This window comes from Sorangium aterium (assembly GCF_028368935.1).
In the GTDB taxonomy this organism is placed as follows: Bacteria; Myxococcota_A; Polyangia; order Polyangiales; family Polyangiaceae; genus Sorangium; species Sorangium atrum.
On record NZ_JAQNDK010000004.1, the window covers coordinates 107,466 to 130,912 of the forward strand.

The window sequence follows — 23,447 nt, forward strand, 5'->3', positions numbered from 1 at the left end:
CTAGAAGAGGGGCGGCGGGTCGCAGGGGTGCGGGGGGCGGTATCGCTTCAGGATCTCGGCCACGGCGTCTAGCGGGAGGGTGGGCGCGTGGTGGCCGCTGTGGCCGGTCATGTCGACGCCGCCGAACATGGCGTTGAGGATCGCCTCCTCCACGACGTCGACTGTGGCCTCGTAGAGGGCGTCGATCTCGGTGTCGAGGACGAGCTCGGCCATGTGCCGGCCCGGCGCGAGGGGGTGCACGCTGAGCGAGCGGCTGGAGCGGGGGGCGCTCCACTGCTCCGTGGGGACGCGAGGCACCCGGTTCGCGGTGCTCCAGGCGAGGACGATCTCGCCCGAGTTGTTGGCCGCGTAGCCGCCGGTCCGGCCGATCGCGAGCGCGGCGCGCCGCGCGAGGCGCGCGAGCTGACGATGGATGAGCGGGGCGTCGGTGGCGACGAGCACGATGATCGAGCCGGCGGGGCCCCGCCGCGGGACGTGGTTGAAGCGATCGCTGATGAGCCGCCCGACCGGGACCCCATCGACGCGGAGCAGCTCGCGATCGCCGAAGTTCGACAACACGAGCGCCCCGACGACGGCGTCGACCCCGCCGACAGGGACCGACCGGCTCGAGGTGCCGATCCCGCCCGCGAAGTGGAACGTCTGCATGCCCGTGCCGGCGCCGACGCACCCCTCTGCCACGGGGCCGCTCCGGGCCCCGTCGATCGCCTCGTCGACGTCGGCCTGCGTCACGTGGCGCCCCACGGCGTCGTTGAGGAAGCTGTCGTCGCACTCGGCGACGACCGGGATCACGACATCGTAGTCCTTGCCGATCTTGGGATGGCGGCGCGAGAGCCACGCGACGGTCGCGTCGAGGACGCGGCCGACGCAGAGCGTGCTGCAGAGCAGGATCGGCGTCTCACAGAGGCCCCACTCGTTGATCTGCGAGAGGCCGGTCACCTCGCCTGCGCCGTTGAGCACGTAGCTCGCGGTGAACACCCGATCCAGGAAGACGTCACCGTCGGCCGGGACGACCGCGGTGACGCCCGTGCGCACGGGGCCGAGGCCGGGGACGAGCTCGCCTTCGCCCTGGATCTTGGTGACGTGGTGGACCCGCACCCCGGCGACGTCCGTGATGGCGTTGTCCGGACCCGTCGGAAAGCGGCCGATCGCGACGCCGAGATCGCGCAGCCGAGGGCGCCTGAGCGCGGCCGAGGGCGCGCTCATGGGCCGGCGACCTCGCCGTTCGCGGCGGAGACCGCGTCGGAGAGGGGCGCGGGCTCCGCCGGGAGCGGCGCGGGCCCGGCGTGCGCAGGGCAGGGCGCGGCCAGCAGGCCCGGGTCGGCGGCCGGCGCGGCGGCCGCCGCGCTCGCGGAGGGCGCGGCGGCGCCCGCCGCAGGCGCCGCCGCGGTGAACGCGGGCCGCGGCGTCGCGGCGGCCCGGGCGTCGCGGTGGCGCTTGAGGCAGCCGGCCAGGATCTCGCCGATCAGCATCCGGTAATCCATCCCCGCGACCTTCGCGATCACGCAGAGATCGCTGAAGTCGGGCGTCAGGCCGGGCAGCGGGTTGATCTCGATGACGTACACCCTGCCGTCCTTCGTCATGCGCAGGTCGACCCTGGCCACGTCGCGGCAACCGAGGGCCGCGAACGTGTCGCGCACGACCTTCTCGACGCGGCGGAGCTCCGACGGCGTGAGCTGCGCGGGGCACTCGAAGCGCACGCGCGGCGTGTCCGACTGCTTCTCGTCGTAGCCGTAGACGGGGTAGGCGGGCGGGTCGACGAAGACGACCTCCATCGGCGGCAGCACCTTCGGCCGCCGCTCGCCGAGCAGGCCGACGGTGAACTCGCGGCCCGTGATGTACTCCTCGATGAGGGCCGGCTGGTGGTAGCGATCGACCAGCTGCTTCGCCGCGGCGCGCGCGGCGGCCTCGTCCTTGACGACGGACGCCGAGGTGATCCCCTTCGAGGTCCCCTCGGCGTTGGGCTTCACGATCACCGGGTAGCGGAACGGCTTCAGCTTCTCGCGCCCGGTCGTGACCACCTGCCACTCGGCCGTCTCGATGCCGGCCGCGCGCAGGATCTGCTTCGTGAGGCCCTTGTCGAGCGCGAGCGAGAGCGTGGTCGCGTCCGAGCCGCTGTAGGGGATGCCGAGCAGCTCGCAGAGCGCCGGCACCTGCGCCTCGCGGCCGCGGCCGCGGAGCCCCTCGGCGATGTTGAAGACGACGTCGACCCCGGAAGCCGCGAGCGCGCGCGGCAGGTCCGGCGTCGCCTCGAGCGGGACCACGGTGTGGCCGTAGCTCTCGATGGCGCTCGCGATCGCCTGGATCGTGCGCGGCGAGTCGAACTCGGCCTCCAGGTCGTGCATCGTGCCGGGGCCCGCCTTGTCGGCCGCGGCCGTGTCGCTCCGCTTCATGTTGTAGGTGAACCCGACGCGGAGCGCGGTGCGCTTCGCCCGGCGCTGCTGGTTGCTCTCCAGGAGCGGCAGGAGCCCCCGCCGCTTGCAGGCGCTCCTCACGATGGCCCGGATGACGCCGTCGAAGTCGACGCCGCGCTGCGCCGCCGCGACGAAGACGCTGGCGCCCGGCTGGAGGGTGGGCAGCCCGTCGACCTCGAGGAAGTGGACGTCGTGGCCCTGGCTGCGCGAGGGCGACGGCGAGACCCGGAACTCGCAGCGGGCGTGATCCTTGAGGTCCAGGGCGCGCACGACGCGCGCCGTGAGCGACCGGATGCGCTCGATCGTGGCCGGGGGCAGCTGCGCGGGCCGGCGCGTGACCTGCTCGGGCTTCGCGTGCTTCAGGTTGAAGTCGTACACGTTGTAGCTGCCCGGCACCTCGGGATCGATCACGAACTCGATCGGGGTGAGGACGCCCTCGGGGATGCCGGTGCCGCTCGATCGCGCGCCGTTCGTGTCCTTGAGGCCGTCGACGAAGGCGCACGCGACGTCGATGCCGGCGATGTAGTGCTCGACGAGCAGGCCCGCCTCGAAGCGCGCGAGCTGCCGCTCGACGACCTCGGCGAGGTGGTGCGCGTCCTCGCAGACGCTCCACTCCCGGAAGATGCCCTTGGAGGAGCCCTCGAAATTCGGCTTCACGATGACGGGGAAGCTCATGTCGTCGAGCGCGCCGCTCTCCAGGGTGGTCCGGTTGACGAGGCGGGCGCGCGGGGTGGCGACGCCGTAGCTCGCGAGGACGCGCTTCGTGAGCGACTTGTCGAGCGCGACGTTCAGCGTGTAGGCGTCGGAGCCTGTGTACGGGATGCCGAGCTCGTCGAACAGCGACGGATAGAAGGCCTCGCGCGTCTTGCCCTTGTGGCCCTCGGCCGTGTTGAAGATGAGGTCCGGCTGGAGCGCCTCGAGCCGGGCGAGGACCCGGGAGGCCGGGCCGCTGACCTCGATCCGCTCCACCTCGTGCCCGGCCCGCTCGAGCGCGCCGGCGATGGCGGCGATCGTCTCCGGGCTGTCGAACTCGGCTTCCTCGGCGGAGCTCGTGATCTTCAGGTTGTGCGTCAGCGCGATGCGCATGGTCTCTCCTGGGCCGGTCGTCCGGGCCGCTGCTCCCCCGGTGCTCTGCCGGAGGCGCACGGACGTGCGAGGTTACGGCCAGCGGGCGTGATTTGCCGGGGAAAAAACAGGGGAGCGCCGCTGGAGGCTCCGGGGCTCGGCGGGCTCCCGCTCGCGCGGAGGTCGTGCTAGCGACCCCGTGTGGATCGTTTCGCCGCACACGACGCCGACCGCTCTCCGCCGCCCGAGCCTGGCCTCCCTCACGAGGAGCTGAACGAGCCGCAGGCGCGCGCGGCCAGCCACGCGGCGGGGCCGCTCCTCATCTTCGCGGGCGCGGGGAGCGGCAAGACCCGGGTCATCGTGTACCGGATCGCGAACCTCATCGTCACGCACCGTGTCCCGCCCTACCGGATCCTGGCGGTGACGTTCACGAACAAGGCGGCGACCGAGATGAAGCGCCGGCTGGAGGGGCTCATCGGGGCCGACATCGTGAAGGACCTCTGGGTGGGCACGTTCCACGCGGTGTGCGCGCGCCTGTTGCGCCGGCACCACGAGGCGGCCGGGCTCGACAAGAACTTCATCATTTACGACGACGACGATCAGCGGGCGGTCATGAACCGCGTGCTCAAGGAGCTCAACCTCGACGATCGGCGCTATCCGCCCCGCCAGGTGCTCTCGCGCATCCACGCGGAGAAGCAGGAGGGGCGGGGGCCCGCCGAGTTCGAGCGCAAGGGCTACTTCGACGACGCGATCGCGCGGTGCTTCGAGGCGTACGAGCGGCACCTCAAGGCGGCGAGCGCGGTGGACTTCGACGACCTCCTGCTCTCCGTGCTGCGCATCGCGGAGGACCCGACGAGCTTCGCCGGCGAGGATCTCCGGGGGCGCTTCCGCCACGTGCTCGTGGACGAGTTCCAGGACGTGAACCAGGTGCAGTACCGGCTCGTCCGGGCGTTCTGCAAGAGCCACGACAACCTCTGCGTCGTCGGCGACGACGACCAGAGCATCTACCGCTGGCGCGGCGCCGACGTCCGGATCGTCCGCGGCTTCCGGCGCGATTTTCCCCACGCGACGGTGGTGAAGCTCGAGCAGAACTACCGCTCGATCGGGCACGTCGTGCGGGGCGCGCTCGGCGTGATCCGGCACGCGTCGGATCGCGAGCCGAAGGAGCTCTGGACGGCGAACCAGGACGGCACGCCGATCGACGTGGTGGCGGCGGACAGCGAGCACGACGAGGCGGCGTGGGTGGTCGAGGGCGTCCGCGAGCTCATCGCGCAGGGCGTCTCGCCGAACGAGATCGCGGTGTTCTACCGGATCCACGCGCAGTCGCGCGTGCTCGAGGAGGTGCTGCGCGAGGCGCGCATCCCGTACCAGATCATCGGGGGCACGCGCTTCTTCGAGCGGGCGGAGGTGAAGAACCTGCTCTCGTACCTGCGCGTCATCGCGAACCCCAAGAGCGACGTGGATCTCAACCGCATCATCAACGTGCCGGCCCGCAAGATCGGCCAGAGCACGGTCGACAAGCTCATCCAGGCGGCGGACCTGCTGGGCGTGTCGCTGTTCGAGGCGATCGATCCGATCCTGGAGGGGAGGGTGCCGCCGTCGGCGATGCCGGGGGGCCAGCTGCCGCCGCTCGCGCCGGCGGCGAAGCGCAGCCTGCTCGGCTTCCGCGATCTGATCCTCGGGCTCATGACCGAGGCGAAGAGCGCGTCGCCGAGCGCGCTGGCGGAGGAGGTGCTCGCGCGATCGGGCTACGCCAAGGCGCTCGAGCAGGAGGACAGCGTCGAGTCGGAGGCGCGGCTCCAGAACTTGCGCGAGCTCGTGCAGTCGCTCGTCGACTACGAGCAGGAGGCGATCGCCGCGGGCGACGAGGCGACGCTCGCGGGCTACCTCGAGCGGGTGAGCCTGGTGTCGGACGTCGACGCGCTCGCGGACGTGCCCAAGGTCGCGATGATGACGATCCACGCCGCGAAGGGGCTGGAGTTCCACGCGGTGTTCCTGACGGGCATGGAGGAGGATCTGTTCCCGTTCCGGAGCCAGGATCCGAACCGCAAGGGCGACATCGAGGAGGAGCGCCGGCTGGCCTACGTCGCGATCACGCGGGCGCGCGAGCGGCTCTGGATCACGCACGCGGCGCGGCGGGCGATCTTCGGCCAGACGCGCTACGGCTTGCCGAGCCGCTTCCTCGCGGATCTGCCGCCGGCCTCGGTGCGTCCGATCGCGACGCCCGCCAGCATGATGGCGCAGCGCCGGGTCGAGGGCGGGTTCGGCGGGGGCGGCGGGTACGCCGCGTCCGGGCTCCGGTTCGGCGGCCAGGAGCGCTCGTGGGAGGGCCGCGAGCGGAGGCCCGGGGCGCAGGCGCAGGGTGAAGAGCGGTTCGCAGGGGCGCGGTTCTCGCGGGAGGGCGAGCCCGCGAGGGGAGCGATGGGCCGCAGCATGGACGTCCCCGACCGGGCGCCGGGCGAGCGCTATGTCGAGCGGGAGGCGGTCGACCCGGGCGCCGAGGGCGGCGAGGGGCTCGCGCTGCGGCGCGGGATGCGGGTGTACCACGAGCGGTTCGGGCCGGGCGTGGTCGAGAGCGTGGATCCCGGGGCGGATCCGATCGCGACGGTGAAGTTCTCCGGGTGGGGGAAGAAGCGGATCAAGGTGGCGTTCCTGCGCGCCGGGCCGTGAGAACGGCGCGGAGCTGGTAGCGCGTTCGCCAGGGACGGTTCCGGCTGCGCGAGGCACGTGGCGGAGGTCGGGTGAGCGTCGGAACATCGCCTCGACCACCGAATGAACGGTTGTCCGGACAGCTCCCCTCCACGCTGGTACAGAGTCCCCGCGGACGGCGTGGAAATAGCGAGTCTCGACCTAGAGCCACACCTCGCCCAGCAGCGGCAGCACACCCAATCTCATGTCGCGCGACGCCCGGCCGAGGCGCTCTGCCAGGCGCTCCCCCTGCATCGCGGGGAGCGCGACGGCGGGGCGATCGAGGGGCAGAAAGAAGTTGTCCCAGTGCGAGAAGAGCACCGCGCGCGGCGACAGGGCGCGCGCGACGCGCTCGGGGAAATCGCGCGATGCGGTCCAGCCGGCCACACAGAGCAGGAGCAGGTCGGGCTCCCTGCAATCGAGGCCCGCCTCGACGAGCTCCGCGCTGCCCAGGTGGACGATGCGCCGGCCCGCGACCCGGATCTCCACCGCAAAGACGGCGCCGCACCGGTAACGCTCGGCCCGGAGCGGGACCTGGTCGCAATCGGAGATGTCGCCGGGGAAGGGGACCCGGCCGAGCAGCAGGCGGGAATGGGCGCTCGGGAAGAAGCGCAGCTGGAACGGGCCGACCTCGGCGAGCACAGGCTCGCCGCCGGGCGCCCGCTCGACGTCGCGCACGCGCGCCGCGGGGACGCCGGCGGCGCGGCAGAGCGCCGCCGCGGAGCGGGATCCGAAGACCGTGGCCCCCGTGCGGAGCGCGATCTCCGGGATGTCGAGCGCATGATCGAAATGGGTGTGCCCCGCGATGACCGCATCGGCGCGCGGCGCGTGGTGCGCGATGGCGGCCACGTCGGGGACGAGCCGGCCGACCACGCAATGGAGGAGCGAAGCGCGCGTGAGGTAGGGATCGATGAGTATCACCGCGCCGGCGTGCTCGATCGCGAACCCCGCCGTGCCCAGCCACCGCACCCGGACCGTGCCCGCCGGCGCGAGCGACCGCGGAGAGAACGTGTCGGCGATCATCGGCGCGGGCTCGTCCGGCCGGCAGACGGGGTGAGTCGGTGCGGCGTGCTCATCGGGATCGAGACCGGATCGAGATCGAACCGTACGCCAGTGTCCGTGTTTCGGGCGACCGAAGCTCGTCCGCTCGGTTACGATTGTCCGTCGTGGCAGACCGAACGCGCGCCGGCACGATCGCCGCCCTCGCCGCGCTGTACTTCGCCCAGGGCATCCCGTTCGGCTTCCAGGCGACGGCGCTCCCCGTCTTCCTTCGGGCGAGCGGCGTCTCGCTCTCCGGCGTGGGCTTCGCCGGAGCGCTCGCGATCCCGTGGGCGGCAAAGGCGCTCTGGGCGCCGCTCGTCGACCGCTACGGCTGGGAGCGGATCGGCAGGCGCCGCTCGTGGATCCTGCCGCTCGGGGTGCTGCTCGCGCTCACGTGCGCGGCCGCCGCGTTCGTCCCGCCGTCGCGCCACCTCGGCGCCCTGCTCGCGCTGGTCTTCCTGATGAACCTGCTCGCGGCCACCCAGGACATCGCTGTCGACGGGCTCGCGATCGACCTGCTCGGGCGCGGCGAGCTCGGCCTGGCGAACGCCGCGCAGGTGGTCGGCTACAAGGTCGGCATGCTCGCCGCCGGCGGGCTGCTCGTCTGGGCGAGCGCCTGGATCGGCTGGAGCGGTCAGTTCGGGGCGATGGCCGTGCTCGTCTTCCTCTCGGCGCTGGCCTCGCTCGCGCTGCGCGAGCCTCCCGCGAGCGAGGTCGAGGCGCACGCGCGCCGGTCGCTCCGCGAGGTGCTCGCGACGGTCCTCGCCGCCCTGCGGGCGCCCGGCGCGCTCTGGGTCGTCGCGTTCCTCGGGACCTACAAGCTCGGCGAGGCGATGGTCGACATGATGTTCAAGCCGTTCCTCGTCGACGCCGGCTTCCCGCCGCACCAGATCGGCCTCTGGGTGGGCACGTACGGCCTCGTCGCGTCGATCGCCGGCTCGCTCGCGGGAGGCCTCCTGTCGCATCGGATCCCGCTGCTCGCCGCCGTCGGGGTGACCTCGGCGCTGCGCACCGTCGCGATGGCGGGCGAGTGGTACCTCGCCGCGGCGGGGGCGCCCACCGCGAATGCCGTCGTCGCGGTCACCGTGGCCGAGCACCTCTTCGGCGGCGCCCTCACGACCGCGGTGTTCGCTTTCATGATGTCGCGTGTCCGGCGCTCGGTCGGCGCGACGCACTACACGCTGCTGGCCAGCGTGGAGGTGCTCGGCAAATCACCCGCGGTGTGGCTCTCGGGCGCGCTCGCCCAGCGGCTCGGCTATGCAGGCCTGTTCGCCCTGGGGACCGTGATCTCGGTTGTCTTTCTCGGGCTGCTCTTGCCGCTGCGCGAGCGGAGAGCGGGCGAGGGGTGAGCGGGCCCGGCCGTCCCATTTTGCCCCAGTGCCCCATTTCGCCCCAGTTCCGTGACGTGGCGAAATTGAATTGTAGAGGCAAGTAAGACGCCGAAGACGCCGAAGACGCCGAAGACGCCGAAACGCCGAGGGAAAGAGGAGAGATGGAGAATTTTTGCTCTCTCCTCTTCCCTCGGCGCCAACGGTGCCCACGATGGCTCTTTTTCTCACGAGCTCAGGAGGACAGCATTCTTCGTCGCGGCGCTGGCTGGTGCGAAAGACCATGATCCGCGCGCCCACTTCATGATATAACCAGACAGCGCTACGGCTGACTGCTGCAACAATCGCTCGTGACCGCGCTCGCCCGACTTCGTCCATCGATCGCCCGGCCGGCGACGACCCTCATCCCCCCAGGGGGGTGAGGTCCTCCTGGGGGCCAGGGAGCTCGAGATCGGCCACGATCCGGGAGGCGAGCGCCTGGTAACGGCCGTGCCGTCGTGCCGCACGCGCTGGTTGATGAATGACGCCTTCAGCGCTCCGCCTTCGGGCAAATGGAGCACCACCTCAGCATCGCCCGATTTGTAAATAGTATTTTCTAAATCCACAGCGTGCGGCAGCTCGCCGCACTGCGCGGCGCCGCTATGCCGTCGCCGCGACGAGGAGCTCTCCCATGAGAACCGCCTATCTGTCGATCTCTGCCTCTACGCTCGCGCTCGCCTCGATCATTTCCGGCTGCATGGCGACAGCCGAGCCACGCGACGATAACGAAGACGCCATCGGCGAGGGCGCGGCGGCGCTCCTCTCCTGCTCGGTGCTCCCGTCCGGCAACATCGTCACGAACGGCAGCTTCGAATCGCCGAACGTGTCGTCCGGCACGTCGTCGATATACAATGGCTCGATCACCGGCTGGCAGGCCGCCTATGGTCAGATCCAGATCCACGACCACTCGAACGGCATGAGCCCCGCGCACGGCAGCCAGCACGTCGAGCTGGACGCCACGGACTCGAGCGGCATCTATCAGAACCTCACGACCGTGCCGGGAGCGACCTACCAGCTCCGGTTCGCCTTCGCCGCGCGCCCCGGCACGAGCGCGAGCCAGAACGTGCTCGGCGTCGTCTGGGGCGGCCAGCAGGTGGCCACGCTCACGACCGCCAGCTCCGCATGGGTCAATTACACCTATACCCTCGTGGCCTCCGGCACGACGACGCGCCTCCAGTTCAACGATCTGGGCATCTCGAACGGCCAGGGGACGCTCCTCGATAATGTCACCGTGGTCGCCGCCGATACGGACCAGGACGGGGTGTTCGATTCATGCGACAACTGCCCGGCGCAGGCCAACCCCTCCCAGGCCGACGCAGACGCCGACGGCATCGGCGACGCCTGCGAGCCCCCCCCGCCGGCCGAGCCCCTGTGCGTGGTCGTGCAGCGCGGCACGTACGGGAGCGTGCAGGATGCGCATATCCAGCCCGGCGTCTCGTGGCCGTACGGCGATTACCCGTATGTCGTCATGAACACGTTCCCCGAGGGCGTGCAGCTGGGCGTGCTGGCCTTCGATCTGTCGTTCATCCCGGCGGGCTCCGACGTCGAGTCCGCGACCCTCTCGCTGTCTCACACGTGGAAGGAGAGCGCCAGCACCATCGAGCTGCACCGCGTGAACGGCCCCTGGCAGGAGTCGACCGTGCACGCCGGCAACTTCCCCGGGTACAACGCGGCCGTCGAGGCGTCGATCGCCACCGTCGCCCAGGCGAGCGCCGTCGTGACCACCAACGTGGCGGCCCTCGTGCAGTCCTGGGTGGATGGTTCCCCGAACTACGGCGTCGCGCTCCACGATGTGAACGGTCGGACCGACATCCGATCGAGCGAGCAAACGAACATCGCCCCCCGGCCGAAGCTCGAGGTCTGCTACACGCCGGCCCAGTAGCGGGATCTGGCCGAGGTGCGGAGGGGCACGCCGCGGCACGATCCCTCGGGCGTCCCGGGCGATCTCGGGATGTCGCCACGTCGCGCCTCCTTCGTCACCTCGGCCACGCTCGTTTGCCGAGAACCTGACGCCGCGCTCCGCCTTTGATAGCAAGCGGAGCCGCGGTGATCTCGCGCAGGAAGCTCCTCCTCGGTCTCGCCGGCGCCGCCGGCGCAGCCGCCCTCTCACGGGCGCTCGCCCCGGGCTCCCCGCGCGAGATCGCGGCGCGGCGCGCCCTCAAGCTCCCGATCGCGCCGAGCGGGTGGCCCTTTCCAGGGGCCCGCGTCGTCGCCCCCTCCGCCGTCTTTCCGCCGGATTTCGGGGTCCGCCGCGTCTACCTCGACGCCGGACATGGCGCCCCTGGCAACTCCGGCAACCTCTCGTGCTTCTGCGTCGACGAGCAGGACTTCACCCTCGCCGCGGCGCGCGCCCTCGCCGAGCGGCTCGTCGCCACGGGGCGCTTCGAGGCGCGCGTGGGCAGGACCGGCGACCGGCCGTTGCCCTACGCGGAGCGCGTCGAGGACGCCGCCAGGTGGGGCGCCGACGCCTTCGTCAGCCTGCACTCGGACGTGCGCGGCAGGACCGAGACGTGGTCGCCCGGCCAGGGCCGCCAGTGCCCGCTCAGCCTCGCCGCGCCGGGGTTCGCCGTCCTGTGGTCCGACGAAGGCGAGCCTGCCCTCTGCGCCCTCCGGCTCGCGCTCGCGCGCGGCTTCGCGAGGCGCATGGAAGAAGCAGGCCTGTTGCCCTACGACGGCGCCGCGTACAGCGGCCTGTACGAGCCGGACACCGCCCAGCCCGGCGTCTTCCTCGACCGGCGCCCCCCGGGACAGCGCATCTTCGTGCTGCGCCGCCCCTCCATGCCCTCCATCCTCGTCGAGACCCACCACGCGCTCGACGCCCGCGAGGCGACCCGCTGGACCGAGCCCGCCACGCTCGACGCCTTCGCCGCCGCTGCGGCCGCCGCGCTGGCCGATGCGCTCGGCGCTGCGGGTGCGCCGGCCAGCGCGCTCGGCGGCGCCGGCGCGCCGGCCTCCCCGCCGCCCACCTGACGCGCGTCAGGATGCCCGCGCGTGCGGCATCTCCTCGGGCGCCTCCAGGCGGATCGAGCGGAGCCGCAGGCAGAGCGCGAGCGCCTCGTCGAGCGTGTTCACCAGGTAGAACTCGAGCGAGCTCCTCACCTCGGCCGGCAGATCGTCGAGATCCGCCTCGTTGTCCGCCGGCAGCAGGATCTCGAAGATCCCCGCGCGGTGCGCCCCCAGCACCTTCTCCTTGATCCCCCCGATCGGCAGCACCGTCCCGCGAAGCGTGATCTCCCCCGTCATCGCGATGTCGCTCCTGACCGGCCTGCCCGACAGGGCGCTCACCAGCGCCACGGCCATCGTCACGCCCGCGCTCGGCCCGTCCTTCGGCACCGCCCCCGCCGGAACATGGATGTGAACGTCCCGCCGCTGCAGCCGATCGGACGGCACGCCGAGCTCCGCCGCGTGCGCGCGCGCATAGCTCAGCGCCGCGCGGCCGCTCTCCTTCATGACGTCGCCCAGCTGCCCCGTGAGGACGAAATCGCCCTTGCCGGGCATCACGCTCGCCTCGACGTGCATGATGTCGCCACCCATCTGCGTGTAATACATGCCGGTCGCGACCCCCGGCTGATCGTATTGCAGCCTCCGCTCAAGGCGCATCTTCGCTCGGCCGAGCAATTCCTTCACGTCTTCGTCGGCGCCCACCACAGCCCGCTCGATCTCGCCGCCCGCGATCCTGCGCGCGGCCTTCCGCGCCAGCGCGCCGAGCGTCCGTTCCAGCTGGCGTACGCCCGCCTCGCGCGTGTATCCGCTGATGATCCCGCCGAGCGCCGTGCCCGTCACGCGCAGCTGCTCCTCGCGCAGCCCGCACTCCTTCCGTTGCCGGGGGAGCAGGTACTTCCGGGCGATCTCGTGCTTCTCCTGCTCCGTGTATCCGGCGAACAGCGCGGGCTCCATCCGGTCGAACAGCGGAGGGGGGATCGTCTCCCGGAAGTTCGCCGTGCAGATGAACAGCACCTCGGACAGGTCGAACGGCAGGCCGAGGTAGTGGTCGACGAAGCCGTCGTTCTGCGCCGGATCCAGCACCTCGAGCAGCGCCGCGCCGGGATCGCCCTGGTAGGAGGCGCCGAGCTTGTCGACCTCGTCGAGGACGATCACAGGGTTCTTCGAGCCCACCCGCTTGATGCCCTGGAGGATGCGGCCGGACATCGCGCCCACGTACGTGCGCCGGTGGCCGCGGATGTCCGCCTCGTCGCGCGCCCCGCCCAGCGAGACGCGGACGTACTTGCGCCCGAGCGCCCGCGCGATCGACTCCGCGATGGACGTCTTGCCGGTCCCGGGCGGACCGAGGAAGAGCAGGATCGGCCCGCGGGAGATGGCGCGGCTCCGCTCGCCTTCGCTCCTCGCCTGCTCCAGGCGCAGCTTCCGGACGGCCAGGAACTCGAGCACCCGGTCCTTCACGTCGCCCAGGCCGTAGTGATCCTCGTCGAGGATCGCCCGCGCCCGATCGAGATCGACGTGGTCGTCGGTCCGCTGGTTCCAGGGCAGATCCGCCACCCACTCGAGCCACGTCATGAGGACCTGCGCCTCGGGCGACGTCTCCCGCCCCATGCGCCGCAGCCGCGCGAGATCGCGCCGGGCCTCCTGCAGGATCTCCGGCGGCAGGTTGGCCCGCTGCAGCTTGTGCTCCAGACGTGCCGCTGCGTTCTCGTCGTCTTCCTCGCCGAGCTCCTTCTGGATCGCGCGCAGCTGCTCGCGCAGGTAGATCTCCCGCTGCCGCTCGCCGAGCTCCTCCTCGACGGTCGTCCTGATCTTCTCCTGGGTCTCGACGATGCCGATCTGCCGGTAGAGGTGCAGCGCGAGGCTGCGCATCCGCTCTTCCGTCGAGAGGATCTCGAGCAGCGCCTGCTTCTCGGGGGTCGGGAGGTCCAGGTAGAAGGCGATGTGGTTCACGAGCTCGGCCGGGCCGTACATGCTGCCGACGAACTGCTTGAGCACGTCCTCCGGCGCGCCGCGGTGCCGGCCGTACTCGACGGCGCGCTCGCGCACCTCGCGGGAGAGCGCCTCGAGGGCGCCGTCCTCCTCTGGACGGAGGGGTAGATCGGCGAGCTCGATGACGGGGGCTCGGATCACGCCGTCGACCTCGGTGTAGCGGGGCGCGGCCGCTCGCCGCTCGCAATAGAGCACGAGCTGAAGGCCCGACCCGAACCGCTGCACCTGGGTGATGCGGGCGATCACGCCGATCGAGAAGAGGCCGCCCGCGGTGGGCTCCTCGGCGGCGTCGCGCTGGGCGACCGCGAAGATGCGCTTGTCTTCTCCCTCGACCCGGAGGGCGGCCTCCACCGCGCGGAGCGTCTTCAGCCGTCCGACCGTGATGGGCGTCGCTATCCCAGGGAAGAGGACGGTGTCGCGCAACGAGAGCACGGGCAACGATCGGCGCTCGGGCATGACCGGCCTTTGTGCGAACGTCATGCCATGGAGGACCGTACCGAAAACTCCTTTCGGCGCGGAAGCATCGAGAATCGTGGTCAGCCGAGCGCGGAGCGGTGGTAGGGTCGGCTCGCGATGCCCGCGGACACCTTCACGTTTCAGGCGGACGACGGCCGAGAGCTCTTCGTGTACCGCTGGCTCCCGGACGGCGGGGCGCGCGGCGTCGTCCACGTCGCGCACGGCATGTCGGAGCACGCGGGCCGCTATGCGCGCCTCGCGCAGGCGCTCTGCGCCGCCGGGTGGGCCGTCTACGCGAACGACCACCGCGGCCACGGCGCGACGGCGCGCGGGAGCGACGAGCTCGGCTTCTTCGCGAGCCAGGGCGGCTTCCAGCGGGTCGTCCGCGATCTCGCGCAGCTCCTCGCGCGCGCGCGCGGCGAGCACCCCGGCCTGCCGGTCGTCCTCTTCGGCCACAGCATGGGCGCCGCCCTCGCGCAGGAGATCCTGATCGAGCACGGCGGCTCGATCGACGGCGCGGTGCTCTCCGGCGCCGCGGGCAAGGCGAACGCGCTCGTGGACGCGGGCCGGCTCGTGGCCCGCGCGGAGCGGAGGCGGCTTGGCGAGCGCGGCAAGAGCCAGCTCCTCCAGACGATGAGCTTCGACAGCTTCAACAAGGTGTTCGCGCCGACGCGCACGCCCTTCGACTGGCTCTCTCGCGATCGCGCCGAGGTCGACGTGTACATGGCCGATCCCCGCTGCGGCTTCCCCGCGACGACCTCGCTCTGGGTCGACCTGCTCGACGGGATGGCGGCGCTGGCGCGCCCCGAGCGGCTCTCGCGCATCCCGAAGGACCTGCCCCTCTATGTCTTCTCCGGCTCTCGCGATCCGGTCGGCGGGCTGCTCAAGGGCGTCACCCAGATGATCGAGGCGTACCGCGCCGCCGGCCTCCGCAGGGTGGCGCAGCGGTTCTACCCCGGCGGGCGCCACGAGATGCTGAACGAGATCAACCGCGAGGAGGTCGTGCGGGACCTGCTCGCGTGGCTCGCCGCCGAGGTGGCGAGCGAGGCGAGAGCTCCGGAGAGGCCCGCGCAATCGGGCGCCGGGCCGCGCGCCGGCGCCGCGCCCGGCTGACGACGGGGGCCGGCATGGGCAGCAAGGGGCGGCCGTACCGCACGCTCACGATTGATGGCTTCGAGGTGCTCGTCGGCCGCGGCGACGACGACAACGACGCGCTGACCTTCGAGATCGCCGAGCCGCACGATCTCTGGCTGCACGTGGCCGGCGGTACGCCGGGCAGCCACGTGATCGTGCGCAACCCCGAGCGCGTGGAGGTCCCGCGCGAGGTGGTCGAGCGCGCGGCGGCGGCGGCGGCGTGGTACTCGAAGGCGAGGAGCGCCGCCAAGGTGGAGGTCCACGTCTGCCGCGCGGCCGACGTGAGCAAGCCGCGGGGCGCGCCCGCGGGGCTCGTGCAGCTCGCGCGGTGGAAGAGCGTGCGCGTGCGGCCGGAGATCCCCGGGCGCGATCCGGGGTGACCGGGGTGAGCCGCGCGCCGGCGCGCGTCGTGCAGCGGCCCCTGCTCGCCAGGTGCTCGCGAACAGCTAGACTGTCGCCGTGCAGCTTCGTATCGAAGGGGATCGATTGACGCTCACCCTGGAAGGCGCCGAGCGGCTGTGGGCCGTGAGGCTCCGGCCCATCGTGGTGCCTCGCGAGCACGTGGCGCGGGCGGAGGCGGCGCTGCCGCCCTCCACATGGAAGGAGATCCGCGCGCCCGGGACGGCCCTGCCGGGGGTGATCAAGGCGGGGACGTACTTCACCGCGCGCGGCAAGGAGTTCTGGTACTGGGTGCGGAGCCGGAAGGAGCACCCGCTGACCATCGAGCTCGAGGGGGAGTGGTATCGGCGGCTCGTCCTCACCATCGACGATGCTGCCGGCTGGGCAGAGCGGATCAACGCCTGGGCCAGCGGCTGAGTCATCCGAGCCCGAGGGCCGAGGCGGCGCACCGCCCGCGAGCGGCGGCAGGGTGACGGCGAGCCCCGCGGCGCCCCTTGGCCGCGAAGGCGGAGCTCGGGGTCCCGGGATCCGGCGCGGAGCGCGGTCCGGGAGCGTCCGTGCGATTTGTGACGGCAGGCAGGGGCGCAGCGCAACCTGAGCGAGACGAGCTCCCTTCCCATCACCCGCAGAGGACCCATGACTCACTCGTATCGACTCGCTTCCTTCTCGATTCTCGGCTTGCTGGTCGCTTGCAGCTCGACGGATCCCGATGCCACGTCGGGCGCAGGCGCGGCCTCTGGAGGAGCCACCGGCGGCAGCAGCGTAAGCACGGCCACGGGCGACGCCACGACGAGCGGCGCCGGTACGGGCGACGCCGGCGCGGGCGGCGCCGGTACGGGCGATGCCGGCGCGGGCGGCGCCGGCACGGGGGGAACCGGGGGCTCCGGCGGGGCCGGCGGAGCGGCGACGCCGGCGGATGCCGCGGCCATGGTCCCCGGCATGGGTATCGGGGCCAACATCGGCAATACGCTGGAGAACACCACCGCCTGGGAGACGGGCTGGGGCCAGCCGCTGATCACGCAGACGTTCATCAACGGCATGGCCAGCCACGGCATCAAGACGGTGCGCGTGCCCGTGGCCTGGGACACCTACGCCGCCAACGGCACGATCGACGCCGCCAAGATGGCCCGAGTCAAGGAGGTGGTGGGCTGGATCGAGGCCGCCGGAATGTACTCGATCGTGAACATCCACTGGGACGGGGGCTGGATCTACAACGAGGACAATACCGATAAATACAAGCTCACCGACGCCGTCAAGACCAGGTTCGCGTCCTACTGGACCCAGATCGCCACGGCCTTCAGCGACGTCGGCCACAAGCTGATCCTCGAGGGCATGAACGAGGAGGGGAACTACTGGGTCAACGGCGTTCATGACGGCGGGACGCCGGACTACGCCGCCCTGAACGAGATGAACCAGCTCTTCGTCACCACCGTGCGCGAGCAGGGCGGCTACAACGCGAGCCGCGCCCTGCTCATCGCCGGCTTCGTGACGGACGTCGACAGGACCTGTGTGAGCGATTTCAAGGTGCCGACCGATCCGGCCGGCACGAAGAGCCTCTTCCTCTCGATCCACTACTACACGCCCTACACCTTCTGCGGCCTCGACACGGTGGAGAGCTGGGGCTCTCCCAAGACGACGTGGGGCTCGGAGCCCGAGAAGGCGGAGCTGAAGAGCAAGTTCGACACGCTCGGCGCGTTCAGCGCGCAGCGGAGCATCCCGATCATCCTCGGCGAGTTCGGCGTCACGCTGGGCACGAACTACCCCCGTGAGCCCGCGTCGCGGACGCTGTGGATGCGGTCGGTGGTGGAGGCGGCGAAGTCGCGCGGCGTCGTCCCCGTGCTGTGGGACACGGGGACGGACATCAAGCGCACGGACGGCTCGTTCTCGACGGAGTGGCAAGCTGTCGTGAGCGCCGTCAACCGGTAGTCGGCGCTCCGGCGGCGCGGAGGGCGCGCCGCCGGCCGTCGCTTGGTTCGGCCACCGCGAAGCTGGACGGTGGCGCGAAACCACCGAGCGTTGCCCGCGTACCTGGGGTGGCTGGACGAGATGGATCGGTCCAGGCCACATCAAGGAGAGGGGCATGTCATCGACACGCAACGTCGGGATGGCGAGATTTTCTGCGTCCACCGTGCTGTTCTTCGCCGCGGGGGCCTTCGCCGCGTGCGCCGTCCCCGAGGGCGCCGAGCCGTCGGGCGATGAGGAGGGCGCAGGGCCCTCCGGCGATCCAGGTGAGCTGCAGGCCGCGGCCGAATCGACGGCCGAGGCCGACAGCGAGCTCAAGGTGAACGACTGCGTGAACCCGCACCCGTTCGCCGGCTGTAACGACGCGGCCGTCCAGAGCTGCGTTTGCGCGGCGGACCCGTTCTGTTGCAACACCCAGTGGGACTCGCTCTGCGCCGCAGAGGTGACGAGCCTCCACTGCGTGCCGCCGTCCGCGGCCGTCATCGGGCGCCTGCAGTGCGCCGCGCCGGACGGCGCGGGGACCGTCACGAGCGCGCTCGCGTTCGCGCCGCTCAGCATTCCCGGCCTCGGGAGCGGCGTGACGGACGCGAACGGCGATTTCAGGATCCCCATCTCGTCGACCGCGAGCGCGAGCGTGCACCTCGACGTGACGTTCGACGGCGTCGTGAGCTCGAGCGGCGTGACGACGCCGCTCACGATCATGGACGACCTGCACGCCCCGCGCGGCCAGGGGGTCGACGTCGCCGGCAGCCCGCGCTCGAGCGGCGATCTCGACGTGGATGTGGTTACGCTGAGCGGCGTCGACTGCGAGCTCTGGCGGCTCGGCGTCGATACCCTGCGCGACTTCCACGCTGCCCGCGGGGCCCAGCCGCCCGCGCACGCGCTGCGCATGCTGCGCTGGAGCGGGGTCTACGTGGGCACGCCCTTCACGTTCTACGATTACATCAACATTCGCACGGACTTCCTCACGAGCACCTGGGGGAGCACGGCCGCGGAGCGCCGGAGGGTCATCACCCACGAGTTCGGGCACAGCGTGCGGCACGTCGCCGACGGCGATCTGAACCACTGGAATGGTGACGACGTGGCCTATGTCTATGGACGCTCTCACGATGGCTCCGAGATCGCCAACCCGGGGTACGCCTTCAACGAGGGCTTCGCGAACTACTGGGAGCAAGCCCGGGTCGGCGCGCGCGGCCGCCTCTGCGGCGGCGGGGCCGCGTGCCCGTCGACCCAGTACCGGGACTGGAACGAGAAGCGCATCGCCAACGCGCTGCTCGATCTGTCCGATGTCGTGGGCGACGGCGCGATGATCCAGGTGCTGGAGGCGAACCCGGGTGCGATCCACAGCCTTTACGAGTTCCAGGCGCGCCTCCACGTGCAGAACCCCGCCGTCCCGGCCCCCGCCGCGGTGCCGGCCTGCCCGCCCGGCTTCAGCGATGACGGCGCGACGTGCTCCTCCACGGTGGCAAAACCGAGCTACGGGCGCGGCGTCGGCACGGCGCCGACGCTCTGCGGCGCGGGCCAGCAATACGACGCGGGTCTCTGCTATCCGGCCTGCGCGTCGGGCTACTACGGGGTCGGCCCGGTGTGCTGGCAGAGCTGCCCGTCCGGGTACTCGGACGACGGCCTCACGTGCCGGCGCGACGCGCAGATCATCAACGCCAACAACTCCGCGTGCCCCTGGTATGACGCGTGCGGCCTGACCTTCGCCAAGGGCTGCTCCACGTGCCCGACGGGGTATACCAACGACGGCTGCACGTGCCGGCGCGACGCGCACATCTTCGCCAAGAGCTCTTACGGGCGCGGCGCCGGCTCCGTGCCGACGAGCTGCGGCGCGGGCCAGCAATACGACGCGGGTCTCTGCTATCCGGCCTGCGCCTCCGGCTACAGCGGCGCGGGCCCCGTGTGCTGGGGGAGCTGCCCGGTCGGCTATATCGACTTCGGCGCGACGTGCACGAAGGTCATTTCGAAGTGATCGGCGGGCCGTTTGCCTCCTCGAGGAGGGCGGGCCTCGTTGCACCCCGCCCACCCGCGCGGTAGGCCGAGGAGCACCACGCCGCTCCGCGGTAGGCGGAGCACCGAAGAGGCGCTCCCCTGCACCACGAGCAGGGTACGAGCCGCCCTCGTCGGCCCCGCGCGGCGCCTCGTCTGTTCGGGTCGGGCGCCGGACACACGCCGACCGGAGCGAGCTCGTCACGCGGCTGCTCCCGGCAGCCCCGAGCGACGCGGACGCGGGCGACGTGCGCCCCCTCGCCGTCGGCTCCCTCATCCCCGAGGAGGGACGCGCCCTCGCGCTGGCCTTCCTCGGCGCGAGGCCCTCTCCTTCGATCGTGCCGCGGAGCACTTCGCCGCCGCGCTCGCAGCGGCGCCGGCAGGCGAGGGCGAGGCGCACGGAACAGGACGACCGGCGGCTCGTCGCCGGCGCTCCGAGGGGCTCCTCGACGCTGATTGACAATGCCCCGGCGGCTCCCGCATCCTGGCCATCCCGCGACCCCCCCCGAGGCTTTGAGCCGCAGGAGATGCCATGAGCACCGTCCTCCACCGTCTGGAACAGTGGGCTAACGAATCTCCTGACGCGCCGGCCCAGCGCTTCAAATCTCAAGGCGAGTGGAAGACGCTGACCGCGCGCGAGTACCGTGACCGGGTCCACCACATCGCGCTGTTCCTCGAGTCCAAGGGCTTCGACGCGAGCCAGGTCGGCGCGATCCTCTCGTACAACTGCCCGCAGTGGGTCCACGTCGACCTGGCGGCGTTGCTCGTCGGGGGCAAGTCGGCGGGCCTCTACCCGAACTCCACGGCGAAAGACATCCAGTACATCCTGAGCCACACCGAGGCGACGCTGCTCTCGGTGCAAAACAAGGAGTACTTTCAGAAGATCTCCGGGGAGAAGGGCGAGTATTCCGCCCCTGACAGCGTGAAGTGGATCCTCGTCTTCGATGGCGACACATCGATCTCTCCCAAGGCGATCTCGTACGAACAGGCCCTGGCCGAGGGCCGCGCGCTCGCGGGGCAGCCGGGCGCGAAGACGTTCGCCGACTACCTCGCGAAGATCGACCCCAGGGCCGGCGCGTTCCTTATCTACACCTCGGGTACGACGGGCAACCCCAAGGGGGCCATGCTGTCGCACGACAACCTGGCTTACACGGCCGACATGGCCGTGAAGTACTGGAACCTGCCGTTCGCGCGGGGCACGATGTTCTCGTTCCTCCCGCTCTGTCACATCGCCGAGAAGCTGCAGTGCGTCGGGGCCGGCCTTACCCAGCGCTACACCGTCAACTTCTGCTCGAAGTTCGAGAACGTCTCGAGCGAGCTCCCCGAGGTGCAGCCCACGCTGCTGCTCTGCGTGCCGCGGCTCTGGGAGAAGATGATGGAAGGCGTGATGGCGAAGGTGCGCGGCGGCAAGGGCGCCAAGAAGAAGCTGGCCGAGTGGGCGCTCGCCGTGGGCGCCCGCGTGGCCCAGGCGAAGTACGCGCAGCGCGCGCCGAGCGCGCTCGACGCGTTGCAGCTCGCGCTCGCCGACAAGCTCGTGCTGGGCAAGGTGCGCGCGGCGCTCGGCCTGGGCAAGGCCGAGGTGCTCGCCTCGGGCGCGGCGGCGCTCGCGCCGCACATCTCGACGTGGTTCCGCGCGCTGGGCCTCGAGATCCTCGAGGACTTCGGCCAGACCGAGTCGACAGGCGTCATCTGCATGACCGAGCCGGGCATCGAGGGCGCGGGCACCGTGGGCAAGCCCGTGCCGGGCGTCGAGTTCAAGCTGGCCGAGGACGGCGAGATCCTGACGCGCGGCCGGCACGTGTTCGTCGGCTATTACAAGGACAAGGCGGCGACGGAGGCCACGCTCGAGGACGGCTGGCTGCACACAGGCGATCTCGGCGAGTGGAACGAGCGCGGGCAGCTCAAGATCCGGGGCCGCAAGAAGGAGATCCTCAAGACCTCGGGCGGCAAGATGATCGCGCCGCTCCCGATCGAGGAGAGGCTCAAGGCGGCGGAGATCATCAGCCAGGTGTGCATGGTGGGCGACGGCCGCAAGTACCTCTCGGCGCTGATCACGCTGACCGAGGGCAAGCTCGCCGAGCTGAAGGAGCGGGGCGCCCTGGGCGGCGACGCCGCGATCACGAGCCCCGAGGTGGTCGGCCAGGTGAAGGCGCACGTCGACGCCCTGAACGCGGAGCTCGCCAGCTTCGAGCAGATCAAGCGGTTCACGGTCCTCGGCCGCGAGTTCTCGGTGCAGGACGGCGAGATGACGCCGACGCTCAAGATGAAGCGCAACGTGATCGAGCAGCGCTTCCGCGGGACCATCGACGAGATGTATCCCGCCGAGTGAGCGGGGCCGCGGGGCCCGGAGCGCTGGGGGGCGCCTGCTCGATACGAGATCGTCTGGCTGTGCTCGTCTCCGGAGCGGGTGAGCGCAGCTCGTCAAGTGGGAGGGAAAAGGCATGAGTCAATCAAGAAGCCACCTCGTCCTCGTGCCCGGATTTGCGGGCTTCGATATCCTGGGCTCGGTCTCCTATTACTACGGCGTCACGGAGGTGCTCCGGAAGGCCGCCGCCGGGGCGTATCGGGCCCCGCTCTCGGTGCATTGCTTTGCGAACCTGCCCACGGCGAGCGTGGACACGCGCGCGCATGGGCTCCTTCACTGGCTCGCGGATCGCTTCAGGAAGGGGGTGTTCTACGGGGGCGTGGGCACCGACCAGCGGGACTGCCTCCATCTCGTCGGCCACTCGACGGGCGGTAGGGACATCAAGACGCTCATGCTCCTGCTCCTGGCCGCGACCGAGCAGGGCCGGTCGGTCTACGGCGTCCCGGCGCAGACCCTCCTCGAGAGCATCTGCTCGATCCAGTTCCTCTCGACGCCGCACCGCGGGACGAACCTCGCCCACGTCTTCCGCCGGTGGAGGCCTGGCGTCATGTCCACGGCCGGAGTCGCCCACGGTCTGCTCAGCATGACTGGCCAGAAGTACGCGAGCGTCACGGCCCGCCTCGCAAGGAGCGCCCTGCGGACGCTCGGCCAGTCGGACGGCATCGCCCGCGCCGCGCTCGACACGATCGATCGCTTCCACGCCGCGAAGCGCGACGGCCTCTCCATGGCCGAGGCGCGCAGCGAGTACTTCAACGTGCTCTGCTGGTTGCTGAACGTCGCGGAGGACACCGATGCCTTCGACGATCTCGATCCGCTGTCGTCCTCAGGCACGCCGCGGCGCGCCGGGGGCCACTCCCGACGTCGCCTGGCCGTGAGCAGCGTCGCCGCCTGGCGGCGCGAGCTCGCCGTCTGCGCCGAGAGCGCGAAGAAGACAGGGAAAGCCGGGCTGCTCGGGGCCGAGGTCGAGGAGGACCTGAGCGACTACTACAGGCAGAAGGGCATCGCGCTCCGGTCGATCGTCACCAGGGCGAAGCGCGATCCCGGCGGGTCGTTCCTGGGCATCTTCAGCCTCCTTTACGGCATCACGGCCGACGTGATGGGGCGTCCGAAGGTGGTCGAGGCCCTCGGGCCCTCCTGCGCCGTCCCCTGGCTCGATGACCCGAGCCGGAGCGAGCGGCTCACGCCCGAGATGAACGACGGGATCGTCAACTCCGTATCGATGGTCTACCCGGACGCGGCGCATAGCATCCTTGTCGACGCCGACCACGCGGATGTCATGGGCCATTATCGGTTCATCGATCCGGAGGACGGCGACGGGGCCGATCCGACCTACGGCGGGTACGACCTGCTCCAGTCCCGCTCCGGCTTCGATCAGAGCCAGTTCGAGAAGCTCTGGAACAGCATCGGGGAGTTCGCGATGGCGAGCGACAGGTGCACGACCGCTTCGCGCCGCAGGCCGGCTGTCGTACCTGCGGAGGCGCCGGCGGTGTCCCCGGCCTCGGCCTCGGCGGCGTCCCCGGCCTCGGCGGCGGCGGCGGCGCCGGCCTCGGCGGCGGCGGCGTCCCCGCCCTCGGCGCCGGCGGTGACCCATTTCCGCGCCGAGCCGTCGGACCCGGAGGGCGGCGCGTAGGCGCC

Annotated in this window: 15 protein-coding genes; 11 read left to right on the forward strand and 4 right to left on the reverse strand. The window is 71.2% G+C overall.

Annotated features, from left to right (window positions below; all coding sequences use genetic code 11):
* Together POL72_RS31780 and POL72_RS31785 are read right to left on the reverse strand one after the other, a co-directional pair.
* A complete protein-coding gene (locus POL72_RS31780; RefSeq protein ID WP_272100196.1) occupies positions 1–1,203 on the reverse strand; it encodes a P1 family peptidase in 1,203 nt (400 codons plus the stop codon).
* On the reverse strand, positions 1,200–3,497 hold the full coding sequence (locus POL72_RS31785) for a D-alanine--D-alanine ligase family protein (protein ID WP_272100199.1): 2,298 nt from the start codon (positions 3,495–3,497) through the stop codon (positions 1,200–1,202). Before POL72_RS31785 ends, POL72_RS31780 begins: the two co-directional genes overlap by 4 nt.
* Before the next feature lie 180 nt (positions 3,498–3,677).
* On the opposite strand from POL72_RS31785, the gene POL72_RS31790 reads away from it, so the two are divergent.
* Positions 3,678–6,146 carry an ATP-dependent helicase gene (locus POL72_RS31790; protein ID WP_272100201.1) on the forward strand — a complete coding sequence of 823 codons (2,469 nt, stop codon included), beginning with the start codon at positions 3,678–3,680 and terminating at the stop codon, positions 6,144–6,146.
* Positions 6,147–6,326: 180 nt separating this feature from the next.
* Here the strand turns inward: POL72_RS31790 and POL72_RS31795 are convergent, their stop codons facing one another.
* A complete protein-coding gene (locus POL72_RS31795) occupies positions 6,327–7,187 on the reverse strand; it encodes an MBL fold metallo-hydrolase (RefSeq protein ID WP_272100204.1) in 861 nt (286 codons plus the stop codon).
* A gap of 143 nt (positions 7,188–7,330) precedes the next feature.
* Between POL72_RS31795 and POL72_RS31800 the strand changes: the two genes are divergently transcribed.
* From POL72_RS31800 to POL72_RS31810, 3 genes are all read left to right on the forward strand, one after another.
* Complete coding sequence (locus tag POL72_RS31800; protein WP_272100206.1) at positions 7,331–8,554, forward strand: MFS transporter; 1,224 nt, start codon at positions 7,331–7,333, stop codon at positions 8,552–8,554.
* 649 nt (positions 8,555–9,203) lie between these two features.
* The gene (locus POL72_RS31805) at positions 9,204–10,454 is read left to right on the forward strand and encodes a DNRLRE domain-containing protein (RefSeq protein ID WP_272100208.1); all 1,251 of its coding nucleotides are present in this window, start codon (positions 9,204–9,206) and stop codon (positions 10,452–10,454) included.
* A 164-nt stretch (positions 10,455–10,618) separates the two neighbouring features.
* Positions 10,619–11,542, forward strand: a complete 924-nt coding sequence (locus POL72_RS31810; protein ID WP_272100210.1) for an N-acetylmuramoyl-L-alanine amidase family protein — start codon at positions 10,619–10,621, stop codon at positions 11,540–11,542.
* Positions 11,543–11,548: 6 nt separating this feature from the next.
* Here POL72_RS31810 and lon read toward each other — a convergent pair whose 3' ends face one another.
* Positions 11,549–13,960: an endopeptidase La gene (lon, locus tag POL72_RS31815; protein ID WP_272100212.1), complete on the reverse strand. Its 2,412-nt coding sequence runs from the start codon at positions 13,958–13,960 to the stop codon at positions 11,549–11,551.
* A 117-nt stretch (positions 13,961–14,077) separates the two neighbouring features.
* Here lon and POL72_RS31820 point away from each other — a divergent pair, with 117 nt between their 5' ends.
* The 7 genes from POL72_RS31820 to POL72_RS31850 all read left to right on the forward strand — a co-directional run bounded on the left by POL72_RS31820 (position 14,078) and on the right by POL72_RS31850 (position 23,442).
* Complete coding sequence (locus POL72_RS31820) at positions 14,078–15,073, forward strand: alpha/beta hydrolase (RefSeq protein ID WP_272100214.1); 996 nt, start codon at positions 14,078–14,080, stop codon at positions 15,071–15,073.
* A gap of 14 nt (positions 15,074–15,087) precedes the next feature.
* The gene (locus POL72_RS31825) at positions 15,088–15,474 is read left to right on the forward strand and encodes an NFACT RNA binding domain-containing protein (RefSeq protein WP_272100216.1); all 387 of its coding nucleotides are present in this window, start codon (positions 15,088–15,090) and stop codon (positions 15,472–15,474) included.
* Positions 15,475–15,553: 79 nt separating this feature from the next.
* On the forward strand, positions 15,554–15,910 hold the full coding sequence (locus tag POL72_RS31830) for a hypothetical protein (protein WP_272100218.1): 357 nt from the start codon (positions 15,554–15,556) through the stop codon (positions 15,908–15,910).
* Between the two features lie 219 nt (positions 15,911–16,129).
* Positions 16,130–17,419, forward strand: a complete 1,290-nt coding sequence (locus POL72_RS31835; RefSeq protein ID WP_272100220.1) for a glycoside hydrolase family 5 protein — start codon at positions 16,130–16,132, stop codon at positions 17,417–17,419.
* A gap of 154 nt (positions 17,420–17,573) precedes the next feature.
* Positions 17,574–19,430 (forward strand): hypothetical protein, encoded by a 1,857-nt coding sequence (locus tag POL72_RS31840; RefSeq protein ID WP_272100221.1) that lies wholly within the window; start codon positions 17,574–17,576, stop codon positions 19,428–19,430.
* Between the two features lie 549 nt (positions 19,431–19,979).
* A complete protein-coding gene (locus POL72_RS31845) occupies positions 19,980–21,776 on the forward strand; it encodes an AMP-dependent synthetase/ligase (protein WP_272100223.1) in 1,797 nt (598 codons plus the stop codon).
* Between the two features lie 112 nt (positions 21,777–21,888).
* Entirely contained in the window at positions 21,889–23,442 is a 1,554-nt protein-coding gene (locus POL72_RS31850) for a lipase family protein (protein WP_272100225.1), read from the forward strand.
* The last annotated feature ends 5 nt before the right edge of the window (positions 23,443–23,447 follow it).

Bases quoted from the DNA above. Each gene is read 5' to 3' on its own strand.
- POL72_RS31840 (WP_272100221.1), top strand. From the start codon at position 17,574: ATGTCATCGACACGCAACGTCGGGATGGCGAGATTTTCTGCGTCCACC.
- POL72_RS31825 (WP_272100216.1), top strand. From the start codon at position 15,088: ATGGGCAGCAAGGGGCGGCCGTACCGCACGCTCACGATTGATGGCTTC.
- POL72_RS31805 (WP_272100208.1), top strand. From the start codon at position 9,204: ATGAGAACCGCCTATCTGTCGATCTCTGCCTCTACGCTCGCGCTCGCC.
- POL72_RS31845 (WP_272100223.1), top strand. From the start codon at position 19,980: ATGAGCACCGTCCTCCACCGTCTGGAACAGTGGGCTAACGAATCTCCT.
- POL72_RS31820 (WP_272100214.1), top strand. From the start codon at position 14,078: ATGCCCGCGGACACCTTCACGTTTCAGGCGGACGACGGCCGAGAGCTC.
- POL72_RS31785 (WP_272100199.1), bottom strand. From the start codon at position 3,497: ATGCGCATCGCGCTGACGCACAACCTGAAGATCACGAGCTCCGCCGAG.
- POL72_RS31795 (WP_272100204.1), bottom strand. From the start codon at position 7,187: ATGATCGCCGACACGTTCTCTCCGCGGTCGCTCGCGCCGGCGGGCACG.
- POL72_RS31835 (WP_272100220.1), top strand. From the start codon at position 16,130: ATGACTCACTCGTATCGACTCGCTTCCTTCTCGATTCTCGGCTTGCTG.
- POL72_RS31850 (WP_272100225.1), top strand. From the start codon at position 21,889: ATGAGTCAATCAAGAAGCCACCTCGTCCTCGTGCCCGGATTTGCGGGC.
- lon (WP_272100212.1), bottom strand. From the start codon at position 13,960: ATGCCCGAGCGCCGATCGTTGCCCGTGCTCTCGTTGCGCGACACCGTC.
- POL72_RS31780 (WP_272100196.1), bottom strand. From the start codon at position 1,203: ATGAGCGCGCCCTCGGCCGCGCTCAGGCGCCCTCGGCTGCGCGATCTC.